This is a genomic window from Flavobacterium sp. ACN2, from assembly GCF_002303885.1.
Lineage (GTDB): Bacteria > Bacteroidota > Bacteroidia > Flavobacteriales > Flavobacteriaceae > Flavobacterium.
This window is the reverse complement of the sequence record NZ_MRCM01000003.1, coordinates 175,875-197,550: the sequence shown is the minus strand read 5'-3', so window position 1 is coordinate 197,550 and position 21,676 is coordinate 175,875. Positions and strand designations below refer to the sequence as shown.

Below are 21,676 nucleotides of genomic sequence, written 5' to 3'. Positions count from 1 at the left end.
AATTTTTCTGACTATCGAATTGGTTTTGAATTTAGAATTGTGTAATCTTGATATTCAAAAAATCAACTTCGAATAATACCATAAAATGCAGACTTTCAATTTTAAGTTAATTACTATAGCCGAAATTAAAACCAAATATCCTTTTTTAACTGAGGATGAAAAGTTTGATTATTTTGATGAATGGGAAGACGGATATTTTTTTCTCACGGCAGACGAAGATGTCAATTTTGAAGGAAATTTTTATTTAGATCTTTATGAAGATAAAGAGAAAAAATGGTTAGCCAATTTGCTAAATCTTCCAGCCAAAAAGATAGAAGAAATAAGAATTGAAGGTATTTTTATATATGGAAATCTTTCTGTAAGCGGTTCAATTATTAATGCCGAAGGCGATTATGGCCCGTATGTTTTCATTAGCGGAAGCGTAAATTGTCAAAGTCTTTTGCTTGGTGGGGCGAATGTTGAAGTAAAAGGAAATGTTACAGCACAAGAAGTCGTGATGACGTATTATAATCATGGAAGTTTTAATTGTTCGGGTTCTATAAATTCTCCAGTTTTTATCGTTACAGATCATAATACAGTATTTGCAGAAAGAAAAAATGATTTGTTTTATTATAATGATAGAGATGAAATTGATCCTAAAAATGAATGCGAATATGACGATGAAACTGACGAAGAAATTATTTCAAATGAACTCCGAAAATTACTCGATAATCAGTTAATTGAAACTTTTGAAGAATTGGAACGTGATTTGGCAAGAGGAGAATGGGTTTTAAAACAAAATAATCCGCCCGCTAAAACTTATGAATATTGGCGTGATCGCGTTTTGGCAAATTACAGAGATCTTAAACTCGTTCCGAAGCAATTTAAAACTGAAGAACTTTGCAATTTGGCTTTAAATATTACATTTCATGCTTTGCCTTTCATTGGTCAGGATTTGATAACTTCTGAGCTTTGCGAAAAATTAGTCAGTAAAGATGGTTTTGCGATTCAGGTAATTCCTGATGAATTTATTACAAAAGAATTTTGTTTTAGAGCAGCTCAAAGCGGTACAATGCTGAGATTAATTCCGTCAGCATATTATTCGGGAGAATTGGTTCTATTGGTTTTCAAAAACGGAAAACATGAACCCGATATTAATGATGTTCCTGCTCAATTTATAACAGAAGATCTTCTAATAGAATATGTGAAAATTGGAAAAGGATTATGGCTGGATAAAGCCTGCAAACAAAACGGAATTGATAAATTGCAGGTTTTAAAACTAGTAATCGATTCTGGAATTAAATATTTAGATAATATTTTTGGAAATCATTTCAGCAAAGAAACCGTTGATTATGCTTTTTCGGTTTATAAAAATCAAGAGGAGTGGGGTAAATATATTCAAAAATACAAACAGAAATTTGAACGACTTGAGAAATGAAAGAGCTATTAATTGAAAGTAAAGGGATAAAAACTAGCGAGTATTTTATACCGCCTTTTGAACTTAGAAAAGGAGAACTGCTTCTCATTCACATATACGGAACAGCTTACTTTTATGAAATGAAAGCTGAGTTAACAGATATTTTTACAGGAAAAATACAACATGAAAATGTAAAGGTAGTAAAGCCCTTAACTTTTGCAGAGAATTTTAAAGAGTCAAGATTTGAACGTATTTTTAGTTCTATAACAGTAAGTAGATACTTAAAAAGAAATACAAATTTGAATGAAGACTCAGAGCCAAAAATCTTTGAAGAAAATGGTATTTCTAAAAATGACAAAGTAAAAAACCTTGATTATAGTCAAAAGAAGTTACTTTCTTTATATTCAGTTTTTACGAAAACAAAAAATATAGTTTTTGATTTAAGTGGAGAAGGTCCTGTTGGATCTATAAAAACATTTGATTTTGTTAAAGATCAAATTAAAAAAGATGGTGCCGCAATTTTAATTGATTGGGCGGGAAGTGATGTAAAAGATAAATGTTCAAAAGTTATTACTATTGAATGGCTTATTGAGCCTAGAAACAGGAATAAAAATTAATTAATAACAACTTTAATTCAAAGATGAAATTTAAAACAGCACTACTTTTGTTGATTTTAATAATTTTTGTGAGTTGCAAAAAAGATTCTTTTGCATCTATAAAATTAAAAGTTGAGTTTGAAGATAAAACAAATAAAGAACTTCCCAGAATATATTGGATTTCAGTTTATAAAGATGAAAAACTATTTAAGAAATATGGGAGATTTAAAAAACCTTACATTGAAAAAGAACTCGTAATTGATAGTTTGTCAAATGGAACTTACAGATTCGTATATGAAAATTTTCTAAATCAGCAGATGCAGAAAACAATTGAAATAACCGAAAGTAGAGTTTATCAGGTTTCAATTCATCCCGATTATTCAAAATATACTGATTTTATTAACGAATCGTTTGTTAAGAATTTAAAGGACAATCAGAAAGTGGAATTATGTTTTGAGAGTTTGGGATGTTTTCATTGCTATGGCAACTATTGTTGAAATAAGAAAAGAAGAAGAAAAATATTATTTTATCAGTAGAGGAATCGAAAAAAAACTCAGCCAAAAAGAAGTAGATGCGATTGTTAAAATGGAATGCGAGTTAAATCTATTGCAATCAGGAGGTTGTACGACAAAAGATCACTATATAATTAAATTTGAAAATCAAAAAAAAGAATATTTTGACAGAACTTGCGCTTGGTATGGTTGGAAAAATATGTTTGAACAGATTGATTTGAAGAATAAAATCTAATTAACTCATAAGTTGAATGGAAAAGCTTGAATGTAAAATCAGAAAAATACAAAACGGCGACCTAGACTTCGTTTACAAAGCAATCTGCGAACTCGAAAATGAAGTTTTAGATTTTGAAGTTTTCGAAATGATCTTCAATGAAAATATTTCAAACCCAAAAAATCTGTATCTCATTGCTGAAAATGAAAATGTAGGTTTAGGTTTTATTAGTTTTCACACCCAAAATCTGCTGCATCATTGCGGATTGGTTGGTGAGATTCAGGAGTTTTTCATTCATAAAAAATATCGCGGACAAGGCGTTGGACGATTATTGATAAATGAAATTTTAAATTATTCAGAACAGCATAATTTAAAAAGTATTGAAGTAACGACAAATAAAAAGCGAGTTGAGAATGTAGCGATTTATGAGAATCTTGGTTTTAGTTTGAGTCATAATAAGTTTACGATTTATAAATAATTTATAGAATTATCAGTCTAGTTTGTCATTTCGACCGAAGGGAGAAATCTTCGCGAGAAGCTCGACAAAGATTGGCTTGTTGGAACGGAGTTACTTGCGAAGATTTCTCCCTTCGGTCGAAATGACAAGATTGTGAAAAAAAAACAGTAGAATGTATAAACTAAATCCATCAATAAAGCATCATTTAGTAATTGCCATTCTAATAAGTTTATGGCTTTTTGTTTTTGCTTTCATTATAAGGCCTTTTGACGACGGAACTATAAATTTCAGAGCGTGGTTTTTAATCAGTTTTGGGTTTAGTGTTATGGCTTTTTTATGTTATGGTCTTTTAGCTGTTATTCAAAAAAACTTTTACAAAAGAATAGGGAAGTGGAATATTAGTTTAGAAATAACAGCCATTTTTCTGTTTCATGTACTGTATTTAATTGGAGTTTTCGCTTTTTATAAAAGTCCAATTTTAAGTGGCGGATATACTTTTTCAGAATTCTTTTCGATAATATTTATAAAAGTCGCTCTAATTATAACCCCTGTAATTATTCTCGCAAGAAGATATGTAATCAAACTCATTCCAATAAAAGAAGATGTTCTACTATTTAAAGGCGAAAACAGATTAGACATTCTAAAAATCAATAAATCCGATTTAGTCTGTATTTCGAATGCGCAGAATTATGTTGAGATTTTTTATCTCGAAAATGAGAAACTTCAGTCGAAACTTATTCGGTCTTCGCTCAAAAAAGTTCAGGACGATTTTGGTTTTTTAGTGCAAATTCATCGTTCGCATTTAATAAATCCGTCGCATTTTAAATCTTGGAGAAATGCAAATACAATTATATTGACTCAAATAGAACTTCCGGTTTCCAGAAATTATAAAGATGTTTTATTGGCATTGTAATTTTGTACCTAAAACAATGCATTTCGTACCTAAGTCAGTAGAATAAGGCTTTCAGGTGAATTTTCATTTTAGTTTTGCTTCATCAATTTTAAAAATAAATTATGAAAACAAAACATCTTTGCCTGCTTGGACTATTATTTTTCCTGATCAGTTATTTATTCTTTGCTAAAATTTTACCCAATTTTCAAAAACCAATTGATCTAGCACATTGGTTTAATTTAATCGGCGCTTGTTTGTTATTGTCATTTAATGACGTTTTTCCGAAATTCACTTTGAGTTTTTTTGCTTCAATTGTAACAGCTTTTGGAGTTGTCGCACACATTGGACTTTGTACAATTGATTTTGTAATGTCGAGTTACGGAAATAATGAAATTGCAAAAGAAGTACTAAGCCATCAAATAAGTAATTCACCAGAAATTTTCTATCCTTTTATTGCAATTGGGCCTTCATTACTTTTTATTGGTTTAACGATGCATGCTTTGCGTTTTATTAAAACACATTTTGTTATTGTTTTAATGATTATTTTGAGTTCAGCATCAATTGGATTTTCATTTTTTGTTTTGAAAGATGGAATTTATATGTTTTTGAGTTGTCTGGTTTTTGTTTTCGGATTGGGATTTTTGCTTTTTGAGAAGAAAAAGTTATTGTGAAAGACTAAATATTAAACATAGGATTTGTATATTGTCTTTATTTTATGAAAATTATGAATAAACGTTCAATTGCTGTCTTTTTTATGTTGCCTTTAATAGGAATGCTTTCTTGTAATTCAAATAAAAAAGAAGAGAATAAGGATTTGCAGTGGGACGATATTGAAATTCAGACTAAAAATCAAAAAATAGTTATTTATAAAGAATGTGATACAGCAACTTTTGATGAGGCGATTTACGAAAAAGTGAAGCGTAAGGGCTATTCATCCGCTTATAAATTAGATACGATTCAAAAGAAAATATTTGTAATGACTGTTTCAGAACGAGATAGTGTTTACAAATACGCACACCGAATAATATCTAAGCCTGTTTTTACTGATGTAATGGCAACTTGTTATGCAGGATGTATTTTGGTAAAAATAAGAGATAGACGAACCACTTTAATGTGTGAATACGAATCAGTAGGAGAATGGTCAACGGTCAATAATGATACAAAGAAATTATATGATTTGTTAAAAACAAAAATCGATATTGCAAAACAGTAATATTTTTGATTATTGAAGTAAGCAAGTAATTTATAAATTGATAAAAGTAAATTGAAAAAACATATAAAATACTTAATCGCACTCTTTCTGACTTTTGTCGTGATTGCGGGCGATGGTACTTTAAATTCTCAATCTAAATCGGCAGAGTATTACGAGTCTTCGTTTGTAGTTTTAAAAAGAGAATTAAATTTTAAAAGCTCTCGTTTTTATAAATTCGGACAAGCTGTTTCTTGGAATGAAATAAGATTTTCAATTGTTTTGAATTTTCTCAAAACCAAAAATGTCTTTACTTTCCAAATCAAGAAATTGTTGAAACTTCAAAACCTGCTTTATCAAAACCTAACTTCATTTATAAAACAATGTGTTTTTATAAATGAAATAATCACTTCAAAAGACTTCGGTAAAAGTTTATACAGCGCTTAAAGAAATTTATTTCTGAGCATAGATGATTCAATAATGTCTAATCATTTATCATTTTCAAAATGTATAAACAAAATAAAAATTCTCGCTTGGAGCAATCTAGGCGACCGCTTCTTAATTGGATAAAAAGAAAATTTATAATCGTAATTACAGCCTTTATGCTAGGAATGGCAAACGGAATGCATACGGAAGATACCAGAATTAAAGGAAACCAAAATTATACTGAACAGCATAAAAAAGATTGATTTTTTAATTAGAAAATATGTCAATGAGATAATTAGAGAATTTCTTGTTGGAATTTAAATAATTAATCGGTTTAAATTTTAGCCGTGACCTTTGTCAAAGTTTTAAACTTTGACAAAGTTTTTTTTGCGCAATCTTGTCATTTCGACGAAGGAGAAATCTTCGCAAGTAACTCCGCAACGAAAATCAATCTTTGTAGAGCTACTAACTTGTCCTTCGACTTCGCTCAGGATGACAAACGGTATGGTATAAAAACAAAAAACCGAAGCAAGTGCTTCGGTTTTTATTTGGAATTTGGAATTTCAAATATTGGAATTTAATCCACCCATTTATAATATCTCGCTCCAATCAAAACAGGAATTTCTTTTTCGATTCTGTCTAAAACCCATTCGTTTTTAGGAGTTCTTACGCTTTGTTTTTGTTCTTTTTTATGAAGACTTTCGTAAGTATTGAAATCAATTTCAACGCTTTCAGCTAAATTTTTAAAAAGCTTTACATTCTCCAAAGCCGATTTCCATTCTGGCTGGATCGTTCCTTCAAAAACTTTCGATTTCGATCCGCTTCCGTAAGCTAAGAAACCGAATTTAGTTCCGGCAACTTCTTTGTTTGTATCATAAAAATGAGCCAAAGTCGATAACAATCCCATAAAGATAGAACCAGTGTAAAGATTTCCAATTAATGATGAAGCCAATTCTGCAGGTTGTAATTTCTCAGTTACAAAACTTCTGTAATCATCCGATTTTGCTACTTCTTTAATTTTTGTCTGATAATCTGCTGGCGCAATATCATCGGCAATAATTTTTTCGGCACTGTCTAAAGCGTAGATTTCAGATAACATTCTTCTTCCTTGGAAAGAATAGGGCAAGTGCATCACGATACTATGCCAAGTGTTATATAACGTTTCGGTTGTGTTTTTTAATTTTTTGAATGAAAAGTAAGCATTTCGCGTACGATCCATATAACATTGATTCGAATATTGGCCGTCAAAAACTGGCTGATCTTTATGAATTTCAATTTCAGCTTCTAAATTATCAAACCAAGAATCGTTGTTTGCGTTTTTAGTGATTTCTTCTTTAGCAATCGTTCTGTATGGTTTAAAGAAGTCGAAAACACCTTTTGTGCTTGTTGCCCAATTATCATCAAAAGCAATAATTTTCGGATCTGCAGTGATCAGCATTGCCACCGCTCCAGCACCTTGTGTGTATTCCCCCCCAGAATTTAAATCGTATTTTGCAAAATCAGACGTAACTACAATGGCTTTTTTAGTTGGATTTAATTTTACAAAATCAAGACAGTTTTGCAAAGCGTCTACACCACCAATACAAGCAAAAGTAAAATCCACAACATCGCATTCTGATAATGAATCTTCACCAAATTTCTGCTCCATTAAGCTAATTAAATAAGAAGCAATGGGTTTAGAACTGTCAATGCCGCTTTCGGTACCAACATAGATTCGACTGATTTCTTTTAAGTCAATTTTATTATCAATGATAAGTTTTGTTAAAGCATTTGCTCCAAAAACAACCGCATCCTGATGTGCGTCTGGGAAAGTCATTTTTATTAGACCAAGACCTTTTTCTAGTTTATCGGGTTCAATATTTCTGGCAACAGCCAAAGTTTTTATGGGTAAATGTATGTTTGCTACGTCAAATGAAATAGCATCAATTCCTGTTTTCATTCTTATTTTTTTGAGCCGCTAAAGGTAAAACTATGTTGTGGAATGACAATTTTTTACTTTGATAAAATTTTGATGACCCTACACTTTTGAAGAAAACAAATCAAAACTTCCAATAAAATAATAATATCATAAATTTTTGGTAATCTACTTAGAGTCGAAATCCTTGATTCTGTTTTACAAAACAATGATTTGAGGTTTTCTATAGTGAATTATTTTTTATCAGTTTTAATTTTGTACGTAAAAATACGTAGAATTGCGCTATTTTAAAATCATTATAAATAACAGCGAAATGGTTGTAGTTCTTTTGTAATTGAGTTATTTTTGTCTAATTTTTTAAAACAAACTACTTAACACTTATGGCACAATCTGCACTATTGAATGCTTCCATCTTAAAGAAAGTAGCTATGGCTCTTTCGGGAATATTCTTAATCACGTTTTTAGCGCTGCATGTTTCCTTAAATTTTATTTCTATTTTGAGTGAAGATGTTTTCAACGAAGCTTCTCACTTTATGGGATACAATCCGCTGATACAATATGTAATGCAGCCAGTTTTGGCATTCGGAGTAATTTTCCATTTTGTAATGGGATTTATTCTTACCGCTCAAAATAGCGCGGCACGACCAATTGCGTACGCTAAATACAACGGAGCTGCAAACGCTTCTTGGAGTTCTAGAAATATGATTATTTCTGGATTGGTTATTTTGGCTTTCTTAGGATTGCACTTTTATGATTTCTGGTTTCCTGAAGTTAGCTATAAATATATAGCTGGTACGGCACCAGATGCTACGAGGTATTATGGTGAGTTAGTTCACAAATTTCACGATCCAATTCGTACGGCATTGTACTGTGTGTCATTTGTCCTTTTAGGATTCCACTTGTGGCATGGGTTTGCATCTTCTCTTCAATCTGTAGGGATGCACAACAAGTACTCTAGATTTTTATCAAAAGTAGGTTACTGGTTCGCAGTTGTAGTTCCAGCGCTTTTTGTAATTATCGCTTTATTTCATCATTTCAATAATTAATATCAATTATAATGGCATTAGATTCAAAAATTCCAAATGGTCCTATAGCGGACAAATGGACAAATTATAAAGATCATATTAATTTAGTAAACCCTGCTAACAAACGTAATTTAGATATTATTGTAGTTGGTACAGGTTTAGCTGGAGGTTCGGCTGCGGCTACTTTAGCGGAGTTAGGATATAACGTAAAAGCATTTTGCTTCCAAGATTCTCCACGTCGTGCGCACTCTATTGCAGCACAAGGGGGTATCAACGCAGCAAAGAACTATAAAGGTGACGGTGACTCGATTTACAGATTGTTTTACGATACTGTAAAAGGTGGTGATTACCGTGCTCGTGAGGCAAACGTTTATCGTTTGGCTGAAGTTTCTGGTAATATTATTGACCAATGTGTGGCTCAAGGGGTGCCATTGGCTCGTGAATATGGCGGACTTTTAGATAACCGTTCTTTTGGAGGAACTTTGGTTTCTCGTACATTTTATGCACAAGGACAAACTGGACAACAATTATTGTTAGGAGCTTATTCTGCAATGAACCGTCAAATTGGTCGTGGAAAAATTAAAATGTACAACCGTCACGAAATGCTTGACATTGTAATCGTGAACGGAAAAGCGAGAGGTATTATCGCTCGTGACTTAATTACAGGAAAAATAGAAAGACATTCTGCTCACGCGGTAGTAGTTGGTTCTGGAGGATACGGAAACGTATTTTTCCTTTCAACAAATGCTATGGGAAGTAATGCAACAGCAGCTTGGAAAATTCATAAAAAAGGAGCATTTTTCGCAAATCCTTGCTACACACAAATTCACCCAACATGTATTCCGGTTTCTGGAGATCATCAGTCTAAATTGACTTTGATGTCTGAGTCTTTACGTAATGATGGTCGTATTTGGGTACCAAAAAACCTTGAGGATGCAAAAGCTATCCGTGAAGGAAAGAAAAAAGCAACAGATTTATCTGAAGACGAAAGAGATTATTTCTTAGAAAGAAGATATCCAGCTTTTGGTAACTTAGTACCTCGTGACGTTGCATCTCGTGCGGCTAAAGAGAGATGTGATGCTGGTTTTGGAGTTAACAAAACTGGAGAAGCAGTTTACTTAGATTTCGCAGCAGCTATCAAACGTTACGGAACTGAAGATGCTTATGTAAAAGGTTTAGATGATAAAGATGCTGCTTTGGTAACTAAATTAGGAGCTGCAATCGTGAAAAGTAAATACGGAAACTTATTCCAGATGTATTACAAAATCGTCGACGAAGATCCTTATACAACACCAATGATGATTTACCCAGCAGTTCACTACACAATGGGTGGAACTTGGGTTGATTATAACTTAATGACGACAATTCCTGGATGTTTCTCTATTGGAGAGTCTAACTTCTCTGACCACGGAGCAAACAGACTTGGAGCTTCTGCTTTAATGCAAGGTTTAGCTGATGGATATTTCGTATTGCCATATACTATCGGAGATTATTTAGCTCCAGATATTAAAATGGGAGAAATTTCTACAGACTTGCCAGAATTCGTTGAAGCTGAAAAAGCGGTTGTAGATCAAATCAATAAATTTATCAATAACAACGGTAAACATTCTGTAGATTATTTCCATAAAAAACTTGGAAAAATTATGTGGAATAAAGTAGGTATGGCTCGTAACGCTAAAGGTTTAACTGAAGCTATCGAAGAAATTGCTGCTTTACGTGAAGAGTTTTATAAAGATGTAAAAGTGCCAGGAAGCGCTTACGAATTTAATCAGGAATTAGAAAAAGCAACTCGTGTTGCCGATTTCTTAGAATTAGGAGAATTGTTCGCGAAAGATGCTTTACACCGTAACGAATCTTGTGGAGGTCACTTCCGTGAGGAATACCAAACAGAAGAAGGAGAAGCACTTCGTGATGACGAAAACTTTGCATATGTTGCAGCTTGGGAATACAAAGGAAAACCAAGTGATGCAGTATTACACAAAGAACCTCTTAACTACGAAAACATTAAATTAGTTCAAAGAAGCTATAAATAGTATTTAGAAAAGTCTTAATACTTTTTTCTTAATACTTAATACTTATACAAAATGAAACTTACATTAAAAATATGGCGTCAAAAAAACGCTCAAGATAAAGGAGGGATTGTAGAATATCCTATTGACGGAATCGAGCCGGACATGTCTTTCCTTGAAATGTTAGATGTTCTTAACGAAGGTCTAATTAACAAAGGAGAAGAACCAGTAGCATTTGACCACGATTGTCGTGAGGGAATCTGCGGAATGTGTTCTTTATTCATCAACGGAGAAGCGCACGGACCAGACAGAGGTGTTACAACTTGTCAATTACACATGCGTATGTTTAAAGATGGAGATACAATTTTTATCGAGCCATTTAGAGCAAAAGCTTTCCCTGTAATTAAAGATTTAGTGGTTGATAGAAGTTCTTTTGACAGAATTCAACACGCAGGAGGATTTATCTCTGTAAATACTTCAGGAAATACAATCGACGCGAATACTATTCCGGTTAACAAAGACGATGCAGATAAATCATTTGATGCTGCCGCTTGTATTGGTTGTGGAGCTTGTGTTGCGACTTGTAAAAACTCTTCAGCAATGTTATTCGTTTCTGCAAAAGTTTCTCAATATGCATTATTGCCACAAGGTAAAGTTGAAGCAACGGATCGTGTTTTACACATGGTTCACCAAATGGATTTAGAAGGTTTCGGTAACTGTACAAATACAGGAGCTTGTGAAATCGAATGTCCAAAAGGAATTTCGCTTGAAAATATCGCACGTATGAACCGTGAGTATTTAGCAGCAAGCTTGAAAGGATAATACGCAATTTAGTATATTTTAAAAACGCTTCCGTTACGACGGAAGCGTTTTTTTGTTTCTATTCATAATACAATTGCGAAGCGCTTATTTCTTCTTTCTTTTGACCTTCTTTCTGAATGAAACAATTTAAAATTGTGCCTCCAGTTAAGTCAAAATAACTAATGTTGAGCTTGTGAAAACCTTTTTCTAGTTTAACAGCGCCATAAGCTTCATTTGCCCAATGAATGTTGTCATTATTTACAATGAGCTCATCATCTATAAAAAGCTTCGATCCGTCGTCTGAAAGTGTCGAAAAAGAATAATTTCCTGTTTCTGGAATAAAGATATATCCATTAAATTTTAAGCCTATATAACGCTCTAATTTCGTTTTCCATTTTTCAGCATTTATTTTTCCTTCTAAAATTCCTGAAGAAACAGGTTTTGAAAGTTCTAAATCTTGAACCTGCGAAAAATTCCCAGTAAAATATTCATATTTCAAACCATTCTTTTTAGGTTGAATTTTCAAAGCAGGTTTTAAATCTGGATTTCGAACAATGATTTTATTGATAGAACTTCTTTTGCCGTTTTCGCTAATTTGAATCGTTTTGATGATTCGATATTCTCCTTTCGGAATATTTATGGTGACAGGGTTTTGATACCAATTGGCTGTTTCATCAGGATTATAACCATCAATCGTATAAAATATCTTTCCGTTTTTGATGGTTGGTTTTAAATCTAAAATATATTTTGATGCAATTAAAGCCGATTCATCAGCACCAAAAGGAGTTGGAACTTTATACAATCTATTTTGAAATTCCAATTTTTCTAAATGATAAGGCAGTTGATTTTGAAGAAAATGATCGTAATTTTTGTTTTGAGGTTCTGTCCAAGCAATTTCTGCTAAAGCCAAAACACGCGGATAAAGCATATAATTCAATTTTGCTGGGCTAGTTAAATATTCAGACCAAAGATTGGCTTGAACTCCGATAATATATTTTTGTTCTTCAACAGATAAACTATCAACAGGAGTTGGATTGTAATTGTACACTTTATCCAAAGTGCTCAATCTGCCTACGGTAAGCGGTTCGTTTGGCGAATAACCTTGATTGTAATCAAAATAAACCGTTCCTTCTGGAGTCATTACAACCGGATGTTTCAGTTTTGCTGCGTGAATTCCGCCCGATTCTCCTCTCCAAGACATAACAGCTGCGTTGGGTGCGAGTCCGCCTTCGAGAATTTCATCCCAACCAAAAATCTGTCTTCCATTTGCATTCAAGAATTTTTCAATTCTTTTGATGAAATAACTCTGCAGTTCATGCTCGTCTTTCAAACCTAGATCTTTGATTCGTTTTTGACAATTTGGACAAACTTTCCATCTTGTTTTTGGACATTCGTCTCCGCCAACATGAATATTTTTACTTGGAAACAAAGCCATAACTTCTGTTAAAACATCCTCTAAAAAAGTAAAAGTTTCTTCTTTTCCTGCGCAGAAAACATCTTCAAAAACTCCCCAAGATTCTACCACTTTATAATTTCGATCTGGAAAGCAAGCCAAATTTGGATAAGCAGTAACCGCCGCCGACGCATGCCCTGGCATTTCGATTTCTGGAATTATATTCACATAATTCTCTTCGGCAAATTTTACAACTTCCTTGATTTCTTCTTGCGTATAAAATCCTCCATAAGGATTTCCGTCAAAGAAAAAAGGAGTTCTTTCGAATTTATTTCCGACTAAAGTCTGATTTCTTTTCGATCCGATTTCAGTTAGTTTTGGATATTTTTTAATCTCAATTCTCCAACCTTGATCGTCGGTTAAATGCCAATGAAAATTATTTAATTTATAACTGGCCATTTGTGCAATAAAATCTTTTATAACATCAACGGAGAAGAAATGACGGCAGACGTCTAAATGTAAGCCTCGGTAAGAATATCGAGGGGAATCTTCGATAATTACGCATGGCAATTTTATTTCGGTAGAAATTTTGTTCGGAAGGAGCTGCAATAAAGATTGAACGGCATAAAAAAGTCCTTCTTCTTGACCAATAATTGTAATTTTATTCGAAGTAATTTCAATTTTATATCCTTCTTTGGGCGAAAGATTTTTGCTTGAATCAAATTCAATTTTAAGATTCGATTTTTTCGAATTGGCTTTCGCATTCAATACTGATTCTAAAATTTTAGCCGATTTTAATTCCTTTTCACTATAATTTTTATTTTTAAAATTAATCTGTACTTTTCCATTTATCCGAATGCTATCTCCAGTCAATTTGTACAAATTTGGAGCGGGGATAATAGAAATGTTTTGTTGGGAGTTTTGTGCTTTTCCGTTTAAAAAAGAAAGAACAAAAAATAAAAAAAGGAATTTTTTCATAGGAGAAAAACTTTAGATTTTTATTAAAAACAGTTTTAAAAACATTAAAATGCTTTTAAACTAATTTATTGAAAATTTTTATTGCCAATACGGCTTTTGGTTTCGATGAATTATTTGATGAAATGTTTATTTTTGTAATTAGAAAAAAACAATCGGCATGAGCACTGAAAATGAAGTTTTAAATTACAGTAAAGAAGAACGTAAAAATCATATTCTAAAAGAGATCAATTTGCACACGCGTGTGAGTTTTGAAACTCTTTCGGCTAAACTTGGTGTTTCCGAAGATACTGTTCGTCGTGATATTAATGAACTTGACGCTGACGCACTTTTAATTAAAGTAAAAGGCGGCGCCATGACAAAAGGATATCACTATTCTTCATCAAACCAGACTTATGCTGTCGAAGCTAAACAAGTTATTGCACAAAAAGCGGTTGGCCTTCTTCATGACGGAATGGTTTTAATTGTTGATGGCGGAACTACCATTCGAGAGTTCATCCGATTAATTCCAAACGATCTTAATTTAACTGTTTTTACGATTACGGCTTTAACTGCGGTTCAGCTTTTAGACAAACCTAATATTAAAACGATCATGATTGGCGGAAGCATTTCTTCTTATAGTCAGATGTGTGTGAGCGGAGAAGCTTTTCATCAATTGGCCAACATAAAAGCAGATCTTTTGGTTTTAGGAACAAATGCTTTAGACGTAGACGGCGGTTATTCTGATTCTGATTGGGAAACCGTTCAGGTAAAAAAAGCAATGATTCAGGCTTCTAAAAAAACGGCAGTTTTGACTATTACAGAAAAATTAAATACAGTTCTTAAAATGAAAATTGCTAATTTATCTGAAGTGAATTATGTAATTACCGAAGAAGAACCCAATCACGAAAAATTACAGAAATACAAAAGCGCCGTTCCAAGTCTGATTGTGATCTAATCCCAATGTTTTACTAAAAAATCAATCCAATTTTGATGAAAGATCTTTTTTAAATCTTCATCAGAATAACCATGATTTTTAAATATCAGAACCAATTTTTGTAAATCAGCAATCGTATCTAAATCATACGGACATTGTTCTGTTCCAAAAGCGCCATCCAAATCAGAACCAATTCCGATATGATTTGCATTTCCCGCAAGCTGGCAAATATGATCCATGTGCTGAAAAGCAGTTTCTAAGCTGCAATTCATTTTTTTAGGATCAGAAATTCCTCTTTCCCAATTTGGAACCATCATCCAAGCATCTAAAGCACCGCCAATAACGGCTCCTCTTGAAACTAAAGCTTGGATCATTTCATCGCTATATTGCCTATTATGATCAACTAAAGCCCTGCAATTGTTGTGGCTTGCCCAAACTGCGCCGTTAAAATGATTCAAGGCCTGCCAAAAAGCATCGTCGCACAAATGCGTTGCATCGAGAATAATATTTAAACGCTCCATTTCTTTCAACAAATCAATTCCGTTCTGATTCATTTTTCCAGTTGCATCCGTTCCGTTTGCATATCGGCCTGGACCATAATGTGCAGGACCAACAGCTCTCAATCCGTAATGATAAGCTTTTTCGAGATAAGAAACATTAATAATAGAATCGGCTCCTTCCAAACTTAATATATATCCAATTGGTTTTTTGTCGTTTGGAGTTCCATCATTCCATACATTAAAATGATTTAAAAGCGATTTTTTGTCTGTAATCTGCGTCATTTCTCCTGCTTCTTCCATGCTTTTATACCACGCAAGTTGACCTTGTGTTTGTGCCCAAGCTTGTTCTGGAGAATTCCACCCCGGAATTATGCTGTCAGGTTTTACAAATCGTGCAATTTGAGTGGCGACCACAATTCCGATATTTCCTTTTCTAAGATCAGGAAAAGAAACCGTGGCGCGTTCGCGATCTGGTTTGTCGGTCATTCCTTTTTCTAAGTTTCGTAAAGTCGGAACATCGTTTCTCAGATCTCGATTCCATTCCATTGCATTCATGCTGAGATCTAAGTGGGCATCTAGTATAAACATAGGATTTAAAATTTAAATAGTATTTTTTCGGCCTCGGGCGCCAACTGGCCATTGCGCGTAAATTTGCTGTTTTTTGTTTACTGCCTGAAGATTATCGTACAAAGCAACAGTCGGGCAGACATGATAAGGTCCAGCATAAATAATGTCGCCAATTTCATATTCGTTTTGGCCTTTATTTTCAAGAATCAAATGTTCTTCTGAATGTGCGGTTGGAATCAAATTTTCATCATTTAGAATGGTCAATCTTTTGTCAATCGGATTTTCAGATGAAACGGCTTTATAACCAATATCTACGCAAAATGTGTTTTTAGTTGGTTTAGAAATAATAGTTCCAACGATTACTAAAGCAGGTTTGAAATCTTGTTCGGATAAATGAATTTGATAATTCGAATCCCAAAAAACAAAAGTTCCCGGACTGCATTCTACATTTTCCTGCGCTGCATAAAACGGAAAAGTATTAGAACCGCCAGCGACAATTTTAAAGTTTTCTGCTTTATTAATAATCTGTTCAAAAGACTTAGAAGCTTCTGAATTTCTTTCTTCAACAGTTCCTTTTATATGGCCGTCATAAATATGGATTCCTTCAAATTGAATGTTTTTTAATTGTAAAATGGAATCAATTAACCCTGTCCAATTTTCTGAAATCGAAAAACCAGTTCGGTTCATTCCTGTATTTAAATCCAAATAAACGGAAAGAACCAGATTATTTCTTTTGGCAATTTCATTTAAATCTGAAGCTGTTTTCAGATTGTCTACAATAGTTGAAAAATGAGTTTCAGGGAATTTTTTAATTAATGAAATCCATCTTTCCGCTTTTAATCCAACAGGCTGATACGCTAAAAGAATGTCTTCAATTTGCTGATTTGCAGCAAGCTCTGCTTCCGAAATTGTAGCGCATTTTATTTTCTTAATGTTGTAAATTTTAAAAAGCTCTAAAACTTCGGCATTTTTATGTGTTTTTATATGCGGACGCAATCTTTGCGTGTCGCCTTTCACATAAGAAATCAACTTTTCGATATTTTGACGTACTCGATCTTCGTAAACTGCTAAAAACGGAGTGTCGATAAGAGTTTCGGATTTTATTTCCCACCAGTTCTTTTGCATGGTTCTTGGTTTTTAGCTAGTTGTAAAACATTGAGTTTTATTTAAGCACATAGAAACATAGATTTTGGAGGCTGTTTAAGGCGTTTCACTTTCCATTAATAAGAAAATGACTTGTCTCATTTATTTCAATCTTTAAAAATTCAAATAATATAAACCTATGTTTCTATGTGTTTAAAATAATGTGTTAGGAAAAAATTAGTGCAATTCAAAAAGAGCTTCAACTTCGACAGGAATATTATCAGGAAGCGAACCAAATCCGACTGCGCTTCTTACTCCGATTCCGTTTTCTTGCCCCCAAACTTCTACAAATAATTCGCTGCATCCATTAATTACATACGGATGTTTTAAGAAATCAGAAGTGCAATTCACCATTCCGAGAACTTTGATCACTCTTTTTACTTTGCTTAAGCTTCCAAAATTGGTTACGATGGTAGAAAGCATAGTTAGTCCAACTTGTCTTGCTGCTAATTTTCCTGCTTCAATATCCATATCTTCTCCAATGCGTCCGATGATTAATGATTTATCGTCTTGTACAGGTCCGTGTCCTGAAAGATACAAGTATTTGCCGTCTACTAAATAGGGTTTGTAAATTCCTAAAGGCTGTGGAGCAGGGGGAAGTGACAAACCTAGGCTTTCGAATTTTTCTTGCGGATTTAAACTCATGATTTTAATGTATTAAAGCGTTTAAAATAAATATAAATACAATTCCTAAAACAGAAACCAAAGATTCCATTACGGTCCAGGATTTAAAAGTGTCTTTTAGACTGATATTGAAATATTCTTTGAACATCCAGAAACTCGGATCGTTTACATGCGAACACATTAAACTTCCGGCACCGACAGAGAGTACAAAGAGATTGGGGTCGAGATCATTAGATTGTAGTAAAGGTAATAAAACACTCGCAGTCATTAAACCTGCAGCAGTTGCCGAACCAACACAAATACGAATGATGGCGGCCATCATCCAGGCTAATAAAAACGGATGAATATTGACTTGGTTTAAAGTAGCAACAATGGTTTCGTTTACGCCACTTACAATCATAACTTCTTTTAAACAGCCCGCGCCACCAACAATTAGGACAATTAAAGCAACATCTTTTATCGCTTGTGTATAATCGTCCATAACAGATGACATGCTTCTGTTCATTTTAATTCCTAAAGTATAAGTGCATAAAAGAAGTGATAAAAGCATAATAATGCTAGGGTCTCCAATAATTTTGCAGATAGCGATTAGTTTTTCATTATCTGAAATTAATGGTAGTAGAGAAGTAATCGTTAATCCGAAAACGGGAAATAAAGCAGAGAATAAACTCAAACCAAAACTTGGTAATTTTCCTTGATTGGTTATTTCTTCAACATTTAAAATTTCATGATCCGATTCGGTTTTGATGTTTTTAAAACGAGTTGAAAACCATAATCCTGCAATTAAAATGGTTGGAATGGCGACTATGATTCCGTAAATTAAAACCAAACCGATATCTGCTTTTAAAATACTGCTCAATGCCATTGGTGAAGGATGAGGCGGAAGAAAACCATGTGCCACAGAAAGTGAAGCCAGCATTGGAATCCCTAAATATACTTTTGATAATTTAAATTGATGCGCAACAGAAAAAATCAGCGGAACTAAAAGTACAAATCCAACGCTGTAAAAAAGCGGAATTCCGATTATAAATCCGGTAATCATTAAACCCAAACGAACGTATTTTCTTCCCGTCCAATTCATAACTGTTTTGGCGATTACATTTGCGGCTCCAGACGAAACGGCCAATTTTCCGATACATGTTCCAAAAACAATAATTAAAGTAATAGATCCGAGCATTTCGCCAAGACCTTTTTGCAAAACTGGAGAAATCGTTTCTATTGGCAAACCAAGAAAAAGTGCAGCCAAAAGGGAGGTAATGATAAACGCGATAAACGGATTAATTTTGAACCAAGCAATCTGTAAAATCAAGAAAATAATGCATGCAGTGAGTATGAGAATGCTCATGATTGGTGGTTGGTTTTTAGTTAGTTATAATTGTGGTTGGAATTCCAAATATATAAAATAATTCCACATGTCGCATTTTTTTTGCAAAAACTGCATTTTTTTTGCAATTGTAATGTTAAAATTATTGAGAGATAAAGGATGGATAAGCTTATGTTTTCTACCTTTATATAAAAATTGATAAGATGAAAATTGCTTTAATCCAAGCCGATCTTTTTTGGCAAGATGCCAGTAAAAACAGAGAAAATTTTGATTTGAAAATTGATGAAATTCAATCGGAAGTCAATCTCATTGTCCTTCCTGAAATGTTTTCGACCGGATTTACAATGAATGCTTCTGAAGTTGCCGAAACGATGCAAGGAGAAACGATTGAATGGATGAAATTGAAAGCAAAACAAAAAAATGCTGCCGTAACAGGAAGTGTTGTCATCACAGAAAACGAGAAGTTTTATAATAGAATGTTTTTTGTTTTTCCGTCAGGCGAATTTCAGTATTACGATAAAAGGCATTCCTTTTCTCTCGCTGGCGAAGACAAAGTGTATACCTGCGGAAATAAAAAGGTAATTATAGATTATCTAGATTGGAAAATATGTCTGCAGGTTTGTTACGATTTGAGATTTCCAGTTTTTGTGCGTAATGTAGAAAACTACGACCTTATTTTGTATGTTGCCAATTGGCCAAAAGTACGTACCAATGCTTGGGATGCTTTGCTAAAAGCACGTGCGATAGAAAATCTTTCTTATGTGGTTGGGGTAAACAGAATTGGTAACGATGCTCACGATTACGAACATATTGGCCATTCTCAAGCAATAGATTTTTTGGGCAATTATATTTTAGAGCCACAAGAAAAAAATGGTGTCTTTGTCGTAGAATTAGACAAAAACACCATGTATGAAACGCGTAAAAAATTAGACTTTTTAAGCGATAGAGATCAGTTTGAAATTAAGTTTTAAAAAGCTTTTCGTTTCTTTTCTGCTTCTTTTTTCTTTTTATCGTCTTCTTTCTTCTCCACTTCTGGATTAAAAGGAATGCCCAAGTCGATTGTTTCGTTCCGATCCCAATTGGCTCGGACATCAAATTCTTCTTGATTATAAAATACTTCTTCTGCGTATTTCTTTTCTAAGAAATTACCAGTGTCGTATTGTTTGTTTTTATTGTCGTCATAAATAATGCGTACAGTAAAAACATCAGGTTGCAATAGGTTGAATTCTAAAGTAGTTGCCCCTTCCGAATATCCGTCGGCCAACACTACATCTCCTTTTTTATTGGTCAATTCAACAATTATAGGAAAACGTTTGACATTTTTAAGAGTCAATATCAGATTTCCGTAATCGGCATGTTCTTTAGTGCTGAGTTTATAAGATAAAGTATCATTTGTTTTTTCATAAAAATCGGTCAAAGCACCTGGTAAGAAAGTGAAACTATATTTGTCCAAAGGCTCTTTCTTGAAATCGAAATATAATTTCTGTTCAAATTCGTCATATTCTGTTGTATAAGGAACAGCAACAGAATCTTTATTAACCAAAGCGATTTTAGATTTGTCAAATTTTACCAATGGAGTTTCGGTTTCCAAAGTAAAACGTTCTCTAAAATTAATTTGGCCGTTTTGTACCGCTTTAATATTTAGAGTATCTTTTTTCAAGGCTTTAATCTTGAACGAAAATCTTTTTTTATAATCTCCTTTTTCAACTTCCATTGATAGCGAATCGGCTTTTATTGGTTTGTACCAAACTTGAAGCGAATCTTTTTTAGGAAACTGCGTTACGATAGTTTCAAGAACTTCGTCACCATTTTTAAGTGTAATTTTTGGTTTTGAATTTTTGAAATCCTGTTTTCCTTCATAAGGAAGAAACAAACGGTTTCCTGAAGCCTGAATAGGTTTGAAGGCTTTTAATGGCAACGTTTCTTTAAATAGCTCCACCTCATAAACCGTGTCCGACGGAATTGTGATGTAGCTTTTCAAAAATCCAATTTTATCATCTTTTGGATTAAATTTATTATTTGAACCTTTATCTTTTAAGGCTACCAAAAGATATTTTCCTTCTCTTAAATTTTCAAACTGAAAAGTTCGCATACTGTCCAAAGTATTCGTAATGTAGCGCGGAAACTCTTTGTAAATGGTAGAATCTTTAAATTTATCATTTACTTCATATAACATTACAGAAACGAAATTGTCAACATACTTTCCGTACGAATCTTTGATCTTTCCGTTTAATTTAAGTGAATCAATGTGCGATCCTGTTGAGAAAATATACTTGAACTGATTTAAAGCATTTCCTTCGTTGTTATCCTGAATGGCTTGCCCAAAATTTAAACTATAAGTTGTGTTGGGCTGTAAAGTGTCTCGAAGCTCAATCTTTATAAATTTGCTAACATTCTGAGGCGTGATTAATGGCTCATTTTTTAAAGGAGGAGAAATAATTAGCTGTTTATTGGTGTTTTTAAGTTTGATATATTCATCAAAATTTAAAGTAATAGTGTTTCCTTTAAAATCGGTTGTAAAGTTTTTAGGAAAACTAGATACCAAAACAGGAGGTAACGTATCTTTTAAACCGCCGGTAATGCTGCCTCTTTTGGCGCAGCTTATCATGGATATTAGAATTACAAATGCAATGTATTTTAAGGTGTCTTTCAACATAACGGTTTTTCAATTTGATTGCACAAAATAACGATTATATTTGCTTTAATTGAAATTTTTTATCCATTTATTAGGATTTGCGACTTTTGGAAATCTTCAAAAATTTTAGTGTTTAAAATGCTATAATTTCTTACTTTTGAATTAAA

21 protein-coding genes are annotated in these 21,676 nt (G+C 33.2%); 14 read left to right on the top strand and 7 right to left on the bottom strand.

Annotated elements, in window-relative coordinates:
- The first annotated feature begins 85 nt into the window (after positions 1-85).
- The 9 genes from BSF41_RS04800 to BSF41_RS04760 all read left to right on the top strand — a co-directional run bounded on the left by BSF41_RS04800 (position 86) and on the right by BSF41_RS04760 (position 5,703).
- A complete protein-coding gene (locus tag BSF41_RS04800) occupies positions 86-1,417 on the top strand; it encodes a polymer-forming cytoskeletal protein (RefSeq protein ID WP_095928382.1) in 1,332 nt (443 codons plus the stop codon).
- On the top strand, positions 1,414-2,013 hold the full coding sequence (locus BSF41_RS04795) for a hypothetical protein (protein ID WP_095928381.1): 600 nt from the start codon (positions 1,414-1,416) through the stop codon (positions 2,011-2,013). Before BSF41_RS04800 ends, BSF41_RS04795 begins: the two co-directional genes overlap by 4 nt.
- Positions 2,014-2,036: 23 nt before the next feature.
- A complete protein-coding gene (locus BSF41_RS04790) occupies positions 2,037-2,489 on the top strand; it encodes a hypothetical protein (RefSeq protein ID WP_095928380.1) in 453 nt (150 codons plus the stop codon).
- Entirely contained in the window at positions 2,473-2,739 is a 267-nt protein-coding gene (locus BSF41_RS04785; RefSeq protein ID WP_095928379.1) for a hypothetical protein, read from the top strand. Before BSF41_RS04790 ends, BSF41_RS04785 begins: the two co-directional genes overlap by 17 nt.
- 16 nt (positions 2,740-2,755) lie before the next feature.
- On the top strand, positions 2,756-3,196 hold the full coding sequence (locus BSF41_RS04780) for a GNAT family N-acetyltransferase (RefSeq protein WP_095928378.1): 441 nt from the start codon (positions 2,756-2,758) through the stop codon (positions 3,194-3,196).
- Between the two features lie 151 nt (positions 3,197-3,347).
- Positions 3,348-4,088 carry a LytTR family DNA-binding domain-containing protein gene (locus BSF41_RS04775; protein WP_095928377.1) on the top strand — a complete coding sequence of 247 codons (741 nt, stop codon included), beginning with the start codon at positions 3,348-3,350 and terminating at the stop codon, positions 4,086-4,088.
- Positions 4,089-4,189: 101 nt separating this feature from the next.
- Positions 4,190-4,738 (top strand): hypothetical protein, encoded by a 549-nt coding sequence (locus BSF41_RS04770; protein ID WP_095928376.1) that lies wholly within the window; start codon positions 4,190-4,192, stop codon positions 4,736-4,738.
- Between the two features lie 53 nt (positions 4,739-4,791).
- Complete coding sequence (locus BSF41_RS04765) at positions 4,792-5,280, top strand: hypothetical protein (protein WP_141248117.1); 489 nt, start codon at positions 4,792-4,794, stop codon at positions 5,278-5,280.
- Between the two features lie 51 nt (positions 5,281-5,331).
- A complete protein-coding gene (locus BSF41_RS04760) occupies positions 5,332-5,703 on the top strand; it encodes a hypothetical protein (RefSeq protein WP_141248116.1) in 372 nt (123 codons plus the stop codon).
- Between the two features lie 556 nt (positions 5,704-6,259).
- On the opposite strand, the gene BSF41_RS04750 is transcribed toward BSF41_RS04760, so the two are convergent.
- Positions 6,260-7,621 (bottom strand): hydroxymethylglutaryl-CoA synthase family protein, encoded by a 1,362-nt coding sequence (locus BSF41_RS04750; protein ID WP_095928372.1) that lies wholly within the window; start codon positions 7,619-7,621, stop codon positions 6,260-6,262.
- A 356-nt stretch (positions 7,622-7,977) separates the two neighbouring features.
- Here BSF41_RS04750 and BSF41_RS04745 point away from each other — a divergent pair, with 356 nt between their 5' ends.
- The 3 genes from BSF41_RS04745 to BSF41_RS04735 are packed head-to-tail and all read left to right on the top strand — an operon-like array spanning position 7,978 to position 11,453.
- A complete protein-coding gene (locus BSF41_RS04745; RefSeq protein ID WP_095928371.1) occupies positions 7,978-8,643 on the top strand; it encodes a succinate dehydrogenase cytochrome b subunit in 666 nt (221 codons plus the stop codon).
- A gap of 11 nt (positions 8,644-8,654) precedes the next feature.
- Positions 8,655-10,655, top strand: coding sequence for a fumarate reductase/succinate dehydrogenase flavoprotein subunit (locus BSF41_RS04740; protein WP_095928370.1), 2,001 nt, complete (start codon positions 8,655-8,657; stop codon positions 10,653-10,655).
- Positions 10,656-10,706: 51 nt separating this feature from the next.
- Complete coding sequence (locus BSF41_RS04735) at positions 10,707-11,453, top strand: succinate dehydrogenase/fumarate reductase iron-sulfur subunit (protein ID WP_095928369.1); 747 nt, start codon at positions 10,707-10,709, stop codon at positions 11,451-11,453.
- A gap of 58 nt (positions 11,454-11,511) precedes the next feature.
- On the opposite strand, the gene BSF41_RS04730 is transcribed toward BSF41_RS04735, so the two are convergent.
- A complete protein-coding gene (locus BSF41_RS04730) occupies positions 11,512-13,803 on the bottom strand; it encodes a family 20 glycosylhydrolase (protein WP_095928368.1) in 2,292 nt (763 codons plus the stop codon).
- A gap of 157 nt (positions 13,804-13,960) precedes the next feature.
- On the opposite strand from BSF41_RS04730, the gene BSF41_RS04725 reads away from it, so the two are divergent.
- Positions 13,961-14,737: a DeoR/GlpR family DNA-binding transcription regulator gene (locus BSF41_RS04725; RefSeq protein ID WP_095928367.1), complete on the top strand. Its 777-nt coding sequence runs from the start codon at positions 13,961-13,963 to the stop codon at positions 14,735-14,737.
- Here the strand turns inward: BSF41_RS04725 and BSF41_RS04720 are convergent.
- The 4 genes from BSF41_RS04720 to BSF41_RS04705 all read right to left on the bottom strand — a co-directional run bounded on the left by BSF41_RS04720 (position 14,734) and on the right by BSF41_RS04705 (position 18,895).
- The gene (locus BSF41_RS04720) at positions 14,734-15,804 is read right to left on the bottom strand and encodes a dipeptidase (RefSeq protein WP_095928366.1); all 1,071 of its coding nucleotides are present in this window, start codon (positions 15,802-15,804) and stop codon (positions 14,734-14,736) included. The two genes, BSF41_RS04725 and BSF41_RS04720, sit on opposite strands and share 4 nt — an antisense overlap.
- A gap of 12 nt (positions 15,805-15,816) precedes the next feature.
- Complete coding sequence (locus tag BSF41_RS04715; protein WP_095928365.1) at positions 15,817-16,908, bottom strand: D-TA family PLP-dependent enzyme; 1,092 nt, start codon at positions 16,906-16,908, stop codon at positions 15,817-15,819.
- 195 nt (positions 16,909-17,103) lie between these two features.
- Complete coding sequence (locus BSF41_RS04710) at positions 17,104-17,571, bottom strand: RidA family protein (protein ID WP_095928364.1); 468 nt, start codon at positions 17,569-17,571, stop codon at positions 17,104-17,106.
- A gap of 4 nt (positions 17,572-17,575) precedes the next feature.
- Positions 17,576-18,895, bottom strand: coding sequence for a GntP family permease (locus BSF41_RS04705; protein ID WP_095928363.1), 1,320 nt, complete (start codon positions 18,893-18,895; stop codon positions 17,576-17,578).
- Positions 18,896-19,077: 182 nt separating this feature from the next.
- On the opposite strand from BSF41_RS04705, the gene BSF41_RS04700 reads away from it, so the two are divergent.
- A complete protein-coding gene (locus BSF41_RS04700) occupies positions 19,078-19,845 on the top strand; it encodes a nitrilase family protein (protein WP_095928362.1) in 768 nt (255 codons plus the stop codon).
- Here BSF41_RS04700 and BSF41_RS04695 read toward each other — a convergent pair.
- Positions 19,842-21,530: an Ig-like domain-containing protein gene (locus tag BSF41_RS04695; RefSeq protein WP_095928361.1), complete on the bottom strand. Its 1,689-nt coding sequence runs from the start codon at positions 21,528-21,530 to the stop codon at positions 19,842-19,844. The two genes, BSF41_RS04700 and BSF41_RS04695, sit on opposite strands and share 4 nt — an antisense overlap.
- Between the last annotated feature and the right edge of the window lie 146 nt (positions 21,531-21,676).

What these genes read in the sequence shown, in the direction of transcription:
- BSF41_RS04800 (WP_095928382.1), top strand. Translation starts at nt 86, where the DNA reads ATGCAGACTTTCAATTTTAAGTTAATTACTATAGCCGAAATTAAAACC.
- BSF41_RS04795 (WP_095928381.1), top strand. Translation starts at nt 1,414, where the DNA reads ATGAAAGAGCTATTAATTGAAAGTAAAGGGATAAAAACTAGCGAGTAT.
- BSF41_RS04790 (WP_095928380.1), top strand. Translation starts at nt 2,037, where the DNA reads ATGAAATTTAAAACAGCACTACTTTTGTTGATTTTAATAATTTTTGTG.
- BSF41_RS04785 (WP_095928379.1), top strand. Translation starts at nt 2,473, where the DNA reads ATGGCAACTATTGTTGAAATAAGAAAAGAAGAAGAAAAATATTATTTT.
- BSF41_RS04780 (WP_095928378.1), top strand. Translation starts at nt 2,756, where the DNA reads ATGGAAAAGCTTGAATGTAAAATCAGAAAAATACAAAACGGCGACCTA.
- BSF41_RS04775 (WP_095928377.1), top strand. Translation starts at nt 3,348, where the DNA reads ATGTATAAACTAAATCCATCAATAAAGCATCATTTAGTAATTGCCATT.
- BSF41_RS04770 (WP_095928376.1), top strand. Translation starts at nt 4,190, where the DNA reads ATGAAAACAAAACATCTTTGCCTGCTTGGACTATTATTTTTCCTGATC.
- BSF41_RS04765 (WP_141248117.1), top strand. Translation starts at nt 4,792, where the DNA reads ATGAATAAACGTTCAATTGCTGTCTTTTTTATGTTGCCTTTAATAGGA.
- BSF41_RS04750 (WP_095928372.1), bottom strand. Translation starts at nt 7,621, where the DNA reads ATGAAAACAGGAATTGATGCTATTTCATTTGACGTAGCAAACATACAT.
- BSF41_RS04745 (WP_095928371.1), top strand. Translation starts at nt 7,978, where the DNA reads ATGGCACAATCTGCACTATTGAATGCTTCCATCTTAAAGAAAGTAGCT.
- BSF41_RS04740 (WP_095928370.1), top strand. Translation starts at nt 8,655, where the DNA reads ATGGCATTAGATTCAAAAATTCCAAATGGTCCTATAGCGGACAAATGG.
- BSF41_RS04735 (WP_095928369.1), top strand. Translation starts at nt 10,707, where the DNA reads ATGAAACTTACATTAAAAATATGGCGTCAAAAAAACGCTCAAGATAAA.
- BSF41_RS04730 (WP_095928368.1), bottom strand. Translation starts at nt 13,803, where the DNA reads ATGAAAAAATTCCTTTTTTTATTTTTTGTTCTTTCTTTTTTAAACGGA.
- BSF41_RS04725 (WP_095928367.1), top strand. Translation starts at nt 13,961, where the DNA reads ATGAGCACTGAAAATGAAGTTTTAAATTACAGTAAAGAAGAACGTAAA.
- BSF41_RS04720 (WP_095928366.1), bottom strand. Translation starts at nt 15,804, where the DNA reads ATGTTTATACTAGATGCCCACTTAGATCTCAGCATGAATGCAATGGAA.
- BSF41_RS04715 (WP_095928365.1), bottom strand. Translation starts at nt 16,908, where the DNA reads ATGCAAAAGAACTGGTGGGAAATAAAATCCGAAACTCTTATCGACACT.
- BSF41_RS04710 (WP_095928364.1), bottom strand. Translation starts at nt 17,571, where the DNA reads ATGAGTTTAAATCCGCAAGAAAAATTCGAAAGCCTAGGTTTGTCACTT.
- BSF41_RS04705 (WP_095928363.1), bottom strand. Translation starts at nt 18,895, where the DNA reads ATGAGCATTCTCATACTCACTGCATGCATTATTTTCTTGATTTTACAG.
- BSF41_RS04700 (WP_095928362.1), top strand. Translation starts at nt 19,078, where the DNA reads ATGAAAATTGCTTTAATCCAAGCCGATCTTTTTTGGCAAGATGCCAGT.
- BSF41_RS04695 (WP_095928361.1), bottom strand. Translation starts at nt 21,530, where the DNA reads ATGTTGAAAGACACCTTAAAATACATTGCATTTGTAATTCTAATATCC.